Consider the following 5823-nt stretch of genomic DNA (forward strand, 5'->3'; position numbering starts at 1 on the left):
CTGCATGGCCGAAACGGCCTTGTCGATCCCCTCACGAATGCTGTCGATGAGGCCCGCGATTTGCCTCGCAGACTCGGCCGACCGCTCCGCCAGTTTGCGCACCTCCTCGGCCACCACCGCGAAGCCCCTGCCGTGCTCGCCGGCGCGAGCCGCCTCGATGGCCGCGTTCAGCGCCAAGAGGTTGGTCTGTTCGGCGATCTCGGAGATGACCTGTACAATCTCGCCCACCTTTTGGGAATACACGTCCAGCTCGCGCACCCTCTCGGCGGTGCTGGAGACCGCCTGGCGGATGTCCTGCATCCCCTGCACCGTCTGCCGCACCGCCTCCGTGCCTTTCGCCGCCGTGGCCGTGGCCTGGCTGGAGTAGGCCGCCAGCCGCTCGGCGTTGCGGGCGGTCGACTCGATGGCCGTGGACATGCGGCTCACCAGGGCCGAGGCCTCCTGCACCGCGCTGCTCTCGTCTGAGCTGGCGGCCGCCACCTGACCGATGGTTGTGACGATCTGCCGGGTGGTCCGGGTGGCATCCTCCGCGGTGGCGGCCAGCTGCTGGCTGCTGGCGCTCAACCCCTTGATGGTTTCCACCACGCCGTTGAGCATCTCGCGCAGGTTGTCAATCATGGTGTCAAAGCTCGCGCTCAGGCGGCCGATCTCGTCCCGCCCGGCGATGCCTGTTTTTTGACTCAAGTTTCCCTGTGCGACCACCTCGGCAATGGACGTCAATCGCCGGAGGGGCCGGGTGATCAGCAACGCCACGAGGGTTGTCGCGGCCACGACAACGGCTGCAACGGCAGCGATGCCCACGTATTGAAAGCGCGTCGTGGCCCGCTGAGAGAGGTAGCTTTCGGTCTGGTCGCTCGCCGTCACGAGGTGCGCGACCGGTGCGCCCGTGGCGTCCGTGAGCGGCTGCACGGTGACGTAGTACATACGGTCCCCGTAACCGGCGAAGTAGGCGGACATCCCGCCGATCTGGGGAAGAGCCAGGGGCAATGCTCGGGCCATCTCATCATCGGTAGCGTACTCCACGGCACCGCCGGGGCCCACAATCCAAACTTCGGAACCGTCGCCGGCCCTGAGCTCACGGGCAGCCGCCTCCAGGTTTCGCAGCAGCACCCCGGCGCCCACGACCGTGCGCCGCGCCAGCAGGGGAGCGACGACCACGGCGCTGAGCCGACCGTCATCGGCCCGTTCGATGCCGCTGCTCGCCTGACGCGTCTCGAGACTCTGCTGCACCAGTACCATGCGCGTCGTGCCGCTTACGTCGCCCGGCGCGGCGAACAAGACTTCACCATCCGCGGTCACCATCAGCAGTCCCGTGATGACTCCTGACGCCTCCAGCCGGTTGAACGCAGGGTTGGCGTTGGCCGCCAACGCTGGTCTGTCTCTCGCCTGCAGGGCGGCGATGATCTCCCTGTCCCTGGACAGCGTGGTGATGGCCGCCTGCATCTCGCGCAACTGGGCCACCGTGATCACTTGCCACAACGCCTGCTTGCTCTTGAGAGCTGCCTCCTGAAACCTTTTCTCCCACTGGTCACTCAAGCTCCTTGCCACGAAAAGAGACAGGCCGGCCATGAACAAGGTGGCCAGGACGCTCAAGATCATGAGGCGGCTTCTCACCGACATGGCGCAACCCTCTTCGGCTCACAAACCACCGCACAGAAAGAGGCCCAACGCCTCCACCAACCCCTCACGCTCCCGGGCGATCCAGCGGCAAGGTCACTCCACCGGGTAATTCCTCCTCTGCCAGTCAGGAAAGCCCAGGCGATAGTAGTAAACCCTGGTGAAGCCCCAGCTGACAGCCCGCTCCGCAGCCACCGAACTCCGCCAGCACCGCTCGGCGTTGCAGTAGAACACCACTTCTCTGTCCTTGCTCCCCAGTACCTCCAGGAGACTTTGCTCGGTGAAGGGGCTCTTGGCTTCGTCACGCTCGATGGTCAGGTTGATCGCGTCCGGTATGTGCCCCGCCTCGTAATCGCTGGCTATGCGGACGTCGATGAAGATCACGCCCCGTTCCCACAGCTCCCAGGCCTTGACACCGTCGATGGTGGTTGCGCCTGGCACGTGCTCAGGAGAGACGTACCCCCGCGCGGCGACCGCCGTAGCGACCAGCATGATCAGCATCGCCGCCACGCCCACGGACGAGGACAGAGAATACCCCCCCGCCTTCACGAGCCGCACCTCCTAAAAAGCCGGATTTCGAAGGGGGTACGCCACGGGAACCCCCCGCCCGACTCGCCACCGTTTCTGGGGGAAGCAAGCATAAACTCCCACTGGCATTTTGGGACAGCAGAGACTACAACGTCAAGGCGGTGGCTACGATTGCCCCGGTCGGCAACGGGGGAACGGTGGCAAGGCAGCCGGGTTCGCCGTCCCGTACCTCACCTACCGCTCCCTTGCCTCGATGGAGAGGAGGGGTGGGAAGAAGGCCCGAATGCAAACCCACCAGCGGGCGGCGCGTCGGGGGTGCCCGGGTCGCGCTCAGCGGAGTCCTCGATAACGAAACCGGTCCATTCGAACCCCAGTCGGGTCGTCCGGCGGCTGGCAGACCTACCCGTGGCTGGACCAGCTATATTACGGGTTTCGGCGGCCATAGGGCGTCGCCACACCGGCGAGTTTGCCCTGCAGCGTCAGGTGGACGCCAGCGCCGTCATGTGGGCACTCCTGCGGTTGCTAGCAGAGGATGTGGGACTGGCAGAGCGCGTACGCGACGTGATCGCCCAAGGCCCGGATGACCCGTCCGGTAGCGTTGTGTCCAGGCCACCACGTGCTAAGATGTAGGCGATACACCATGCCAACCGTTTCGAAACTGGCGGGCTACCGCTTCTTTTTCTTCAGCAATGAGGGCAACGAGCCGCCCCACATCCATGTCGAACGTGGCGATGCCTATGCCAAGTCCTGGCTTCAGCCCGTCAAGGCCCACCACCAGATTCACTGCGTGTACCCGATGTGGCCTCGGAGGGACGTCCATGCCCCTCCAGGGATTCGCGCTCCTGGAGCATTTCGAGCAGGTCTCGAATGGTCAGGCCCCTCTGCGCTGGATGGCGCATGGGCCTGTCCAGGTAGAGGTCATAACGATTACGTCTTCCCTGGCGCTGCCGCGCGAGATACCCTGCTGCTTCGAGGTCTCGGATGATCTTCTGAGCGGCCCGCTCCGTGATGCCCACCCGCTGGCCGATCTCGCGCGCCGTTATGGATGGGTCTTGGGCGATGCATAGCAGCACCTGAGCGTGATTACTGAGAAAAGTCCAGTGCTTCACCCCTTTTCCCCCCACCGCCTCGGTCTTCCGCCCCAGGAGCCCTTCACCAGCCAATTGACGTTCCACTATTCGCGTATTAGGATTCCGGAACGAACATTCGCGAGAGGAGCTTCCGCGTTGCTTGACTTTTTCTCCTCAGCCCTGCAAAACCTTCTGTCGCCCATGATCCTCTTCTTTGCGTTAGGGCTGCTAGCCGGCGCGCTGCGGTCCGATCTAGCGATCCCCAAAGGTCTGGTCACGAGTGCCTCCCTGTACCTGTTGATGGCCGTGGGCTTCCGGGGAGGAGCGGAACTGGCCCGGGAAGGGATTTCCGACCGGTTCCTGGCCACCGCCATCGCCGGGCTTGCCCTGGGGCTCGTTGTGCTACCGCGCCTTGCTTTCGCGTTCCTCGTCCGGTTTGGCCGCCTGGACCCTGTCAACGCCGCCGCCATCGCCTCCCACTACGGGTCGATCAGCGTCGTGACCTTCGTCACGGCCACCAACTTCCTCATTCGAGAGGGGCTGTCCCCCGAGGGGTTCATGACCGCGGTGATGGCCCTCATGGAAGCTCCCGGCGTCATCGGGGGCATCCTGCTGGCACGGCGATACGGCCGCCAGGAGCCGGAGTCGGGCCCATCCACCCTGCGGGCTGCTCTTCGAGAGACCCTGCTCGGCGGCAGTTCCGTCGTCTTGCTCGGCAGCATGGTGGTCGGCGCCGCGGTTGGGACGGAAGGCCGGCGTGTCATGGAGCCCTTTATCCTCGGTCTTTTTCCCGGCGTCCTCTCCCTGTTCTTGCTGGCCATGGGCCTGACGGCTGGTCGGCAGGTTGGGGAGTTCCTCTCCGTCGGCCGGTTTCTCGGGACCTTTGCGGTGCTGATGCCTGTGGTCGGTGGCAGCCTCGGAGCTGTGGTCGGCTCCTTGATAGGCCTCAGCGTGGCGGGCACAACACTCTTCGCGGTGCTCGTGGCCAGTGCCTCTTACATCGCCGCACCAGCGGCCGTGCGACTGGCTCTGCCGCAGGCCACCCCCGGACTACCCATTACGCTGTCCTTGGGGGTGACGTTTCCGTTCAACGTCATCCTGGGTATCCCCCTCTATTACACGCTGGCTGGGTGGCTACACCGGTAGAGGCGCCCCTCTGCAGCCATATCCTTCGCAACGCCACTCAGCCTCGGGGTTACCTGCCGCTCTACCTCGTCGAGGCAGTGGCAGCCGAACGGGCGGTGGCGAACCTGGGCGTCGCGGCGCTGACGGGGGCCGGTTTGGTGGGCGCGGTTGTTCTCTTGCCGCTGCTCGGTCGCATCCCGTGGGCCGTTCACTTGCGCCCGAGCGCCACCCGGGTGCTCGTGGCGTGGGGTATGCAGAGGGTGCTGCGCTACCTCGACCTGGCTCACTGGCACGCAACGGACGATGGGGGCAATGCCCTGACGGCGTTGGTGCACGGGTCCAGCAGAATAGCGTCCCCCCAAGTGGTGTAAATTGGGTTCCCACTTGAACCTCACCCGTTACGCCGCGATGTCAGGCAGTGGTGTCATCCCCTCGCTTTCACTCCCCGTCTGCCGCTGCCGCGCGGCGTAGAGCTTGGCCATGGACTCCTGGCTGAAGTAGCGCCGGGACGCCATCCACTCCTCGTGCTGCTCCTGCAGCACCGCCCCGATCAAGCGCAGGGCAGCCTCCGGGTTGGGGAAGATGCCCACGACGTCCGTGCGTCGCGGTGATCGTCCAGCTCCTGGCACAAGCGGGAGACCTGGCTTCGGCTGATGCCTTCCATCCCCAGGGCTTTGACCAGCTCGTCCACTTTCCGGGTGCTCACCCCTTCCACGTAGGCCTCCTACACGACGGAAAGCAGCGCCTTTTCCGCCCGGCGACGGGGCTCTAACAGGCACGGGAAGTAGCTGCCTTCCCGCAGCTTGGGGATGCGCAGGGGAATGGTGCCCACCCGGGTGTCCCACTCCCGCTCCCGGTAGCCGTTGCGGTGGGCTTTGCGCTGGGGCGTGTGTTCATAGCGTCCCGCGCCCACCTGCTGGCTCACCTCCAGCTCCATGAGGGCCTGGGCCAGCAGGCGGACCTCCTCCCGCAGGGCGTCGAGCTGCGGGTCGCCCTGGTACTTGCGCAACAGGTCCAGCCCTGCGATGCTGAGATCGGTCACCGGCGGCGATGCTCCCTTCGTTGTGACTGCGTGGTGTCACCTCGTAGGGAACCCGCCGGTGACCGTTTTGTCAAGGTCCTCCAGCCCTCCGGCCGACCCCTTCCCGAGGCTCCGGCCTACGGCCTCCGCCTCGGGAAGCCTCACGCGATCCTCCTGTTGATCACGCGTGCCTGATCGATCCGGAGGAATTCACGCCATGACCAGGGACTATAGCGAAGTAAGCGCCCCAAACGGTTAGAAACCGGTTGAGGTCCGCCACCACCACGTCGACCGGTAGCCTGAGCCGTATCGGGAGTGTGAGTTCCCGGCACAAGGCTGCACGAGTGGATATACCGGAATAGAAGAGAGTCCCATAGCTAGTTACGATGAACGAGGCCGGCCCCCGTTCACGACGAACGTAGGTTACGTCCCGAGGGGGACGCAGAGCTACACGTGAAGGGA

General features: G+C 65.1%; 6 protein-coding genes and 2 pseudogenes. 3 read left to right on the forward strand and 5 right to left on the reverse strand.

Annotated features, from left to right (window positions below):
• Both AB1609_14310 and AB1609_14315 read right to left on the reverse strand, forming a co-directional pair.
• Positions 1-1620, reverse strand: a 1620-nt coding sequence (locus AB1609_14310) for a methyl-accepting chemotaxis protein (protein ID MEW6047633.1), incomplete at its 3' end; no start/stop codon positions are given.
• A gap of 93 nt (positions 1621-1713) precedes the next feature.
• Positions 1714-2166: a rhodanese-like domain-containing protein gene (locus AB1609_14315; protein MEW6047634.1), complete on the reverse strand. Its 453-nt coding sequence runs from the start codon at positions 2164-2166 to the stop codon at positions 1714-1716.
• A gap of 619 nt (positions 2167-2785) precedes the next feature.
• On the opposite strand from AB1609_14315, the pseudogene AB1609_14320 reads away from it, so the two are divergent.
• A pseudogene (locus tag AB1609_14320) lies at positions 2786-2866 on the forward strand (DUF4160 domain-containing protein).
• A gap of 40 nt (positions 2867-2906) precedes the next feature.
• On the opposite strand, the gene AB1609_14325 reads toward AB1609_14320, so the two are convergent.
• A complete protein-coding gene (locus tag AB1609_14325; GenBank protein ID MEW6047635.1) occupies positions 2907-3254 on the reverse strand; it encodes a winged helix-turn-helix domain-containing protein in 348 nt (115 codons plus the stop codon).
• A 117-nt stretch (positions 3255-3371) separates the two neighbouring features.
• On the opposite strand from AB1609_14325, the gene AB1609_14330 reads away from it, so the two are divergent.
• Both AB1609_14330 and AB1609_14335 read left to right on the forward strand, forming a co-directional pair.
• Positions 3372-4361 carry a sodium-dependent bicarbonate transport family permease gene (locus AB1609_14330; protein MEW6047636.1) on the forward strand — a complete coding sequence of 330 codons (990 nt, stop codon included), beginning with the start codon at positions 3372-3374 and terminating at the stop codon, positions 4359-4361.
• Entirely contained in the window at positions 4346-4711 is a 366-nt protein-coding gene (locus tag AB1609_14335) for a hypothetical protein (GenBank protein MEW6047637.1), read from the forward strand. The genes AB1609_14330 and AB1609_14335 overlap by 16 nt, the downstream gene beginning before the upstream one ends.
• A 27-nt stretch (positions 4712-4738) precedes the next feature.
• On the opposite strand, the gene AB1609_14340 is transcribed toward AB1609_14335, so the two are convergent.
• Both AB1609_14340 and AB1609_14345 read right to left on the reverse strand, forming a co-directional pair.
• Positions 4739-4969, reverse strand: a complete 231-nt coding sequence (locus AB1609_14340; GenBank protein MEW6047638.1) for a transposase — start codon at positions 4967-4969, stop codon at positions 4739-4741.
• A pseudogene (locus AB1609_14345) lies at positions 4951-5367 on the reverse strand (transposase). The gene AB1609_14340 and the pseudogene AB1609_14345 overlap by 19 nt, the downstream one beginning before the upstream one ends.
• Between the last annotated feature and the right edge of the window lie 456 nt (positions 5368-5823).

This window comes from Bacillota bacterium (assembly GCA_040754675.1).
Taxonomy (GTDB): Bacteria; Bacillota; Limnochordia; order Limnochordales; family Geochordaceae; genus Geochorda.